This is a genomic window from Mesorhizobium sp. M7A.F.Ca.CA.004.06.1.1, assembly GCF_003999135.1.
GTDB lineage: Bacteria > Pseudomonadota > Alphaproteobacteria > Rhizobiales > Rhizobiaceae > Mesorhizobium.
Genome location: NZ_RZPQ01000887.1, coordinates 1 through 2,187, shown reverse-complemented (window position 1 = coordinate 2,187; position 2,187 = coordinate 1). Strand labels below are relative to the sequence as shown.

General features: G+C 65.1%; 1 protein-coding gene. It reads left to right on the top strand.

All coding sequences use genetic code 11. The features are described 5' to 3' along the window. On the top strand, positions 1-2,187 hold a 2,187-nt coding region (locus EN906_RS31725), incomplete at both ends, for a DUF5801 repeats-in-toxin domain-containing protein (RefSeq protein ID WP_206529218.1).

Below are 2,187 nucleotides of genomic sequence, written 5' to 3'. Positions count from 1 at the left end.
TGAACAACAACTACGATGCCCATCCCGGCATCAATCTCGACGATCTGGTCAATCTGGGCCAAGTCGGCGTGGTTGCCACCGATAGCGACGGCGACCAGGCGACCGGCACGGTCAATGTGACGGTGTCCGACGACGTGCCGACGGCATCGAACGAAGCCTCGCAGGCGGTTGCGGAAGGTGCTCCGGCGGTGACGGGAACACTGGACTTCGTCGCTGGTGCCGACGGCGCGACGGTGACGCATGTCAACGGCACGCTGCTGGCCTTCGATCCCGGCACGGGCTACTCGCAGTCGATCGACATCGGCGCCGGCAGCATCCAGGTGAAGGCGGACGGGTCCTACGCGTTCACGCCGGATGCCTCGGTCGACAACAGCTCGGGTCCGGTTGCGGTCAACGCCACCTATACGGTGACGGACGGCGACCTCGACACGTCGACGGCCAACATCGCCTTCACGATCACCGACGGCGCAGGCCCGGTTGCTGGGGCTCCGATCACGCTGGCGCTTGACGACCAGAACCTGAGCGACGGCTCGACGCCGGCCGGTCCGGACTCCGCCTTGAACTCGATCACCTTCACGCCGGGCTCGGATGCGATCGCCTCGATCGCCTTCGGCACCGATTTGAGCGGGCTGAACAGCGCCAACCTGACCTGGACCCGGGTGTCGGACACCCAGGTCGTCGGCAAGGACGGCGCCGTGACCGTGGTGACGCTCGATCTGTCGGTTGCCAACAATGTGGCGACGGTGACGGCGACGCTGAACAACAACTACGATGCCCATCCCGGCATCAATCTCGACGACTTGGTCAATCTGGGCCAAGTCGGCGTGGTTGCCACCGATAGCGACGGCGACCAGGCGACCGGCACGGTCAATGTGACGGTGTCCGACGACGTGCCGACGGCGAGTTCCGATATCGATGTGGCGCAGTCTGGCCAGACAGTTGTGGGTAATGTCGAGACCAACGATACGGCCGGCGCCGACGGCATCGCCTCGATTGCCTGGACGAATGTTGCGGGCAGCACGGTGACAGGCACCTATGGCGTGCTGACGGTCGATGCCAATGGCGGCTACAGCTATCACGCCAACCCGAACGCGTCGGGCGTCGACATCTTCAACTACACCATCACTGACGGCGACGGTGACACCTCGCCCTCGACACTGACAATCACCGTGTCGAGCGGCACGCCGCAGCCGGTTGCGGTAACGCTGACGGTTGACGAGGCAGCGCTGGACACCAGCACGACAGGTGACGACATCGACCATGGGACGGTGACGGGCACGAACCCGTCCAGCACGGCCGAGACTGTTACGGGAACGCTGACGCTCGGCGATCCGGACAGCCCGCATGTAACCAACATCGCCGGGGCCACGTCATCGGCTGTCGGCGGCAGCCCGGTGACTGTGCAGGGCACCTACGGCGTGCTGCAGATCGATCAGGACGGCCACTATACCTACACGCTAACCACGCCCTTCACGACGGCGCCTGCTACCGACAACGGCGCCGCGACGGAGCCCGGCAAAGACATGTTCACCTACACGGTGACCGACAGCTTCGGCAACAGCTCGACCTCGACCATCTCTGTTGACATCATTGACGATGTGCCGACGATCTCTGCGCCTGGCGCCAGCAACTCGCTGACGGTCGACGAGACGGTTCTCGCGACCAACGACACGCAGAGCTTCGCCGGTGCCTTCACGTCGAGCTATGGCGCCGACGGCGCTGGTGCGATCACCTATGCGCTTGGCTTCAATGCCGGAGCGACCGGTCTGGTCGACACGGCGAGCGGCCAGGCCGTGGTGCTGAGCCTCGAAGCCGGCCAGGTGGTTGGCCGTGCGGGTATTGGCGGCGCGATCGTGTTCACGGTCACCACCGATGCGTCGGGCAATGTGACGCTCGACCAGCAGCGTGCGGTCGTCCATCCGACGGCCAACCCGAACGAGCCGGTCAGCCTGAATGCCGACAATCTGGTGACGCTGACGGCAACGATCACCGACAAGGACGGCGACAGCTCGGCTGCGACGCTCAACATCGGCCAGAACCTGACCTTCCTCGATGACGGCCCGACGATCTCTGCGCCTGGCGCCAGCAACTCGCTGACGGTCGACGAGACGGTCCTCGCGACCAACGACACGCAGAGCTTCGCCGGTGCCTTCACGTCGAGCTATGGCGCCGACGGCGCTGGTGCGA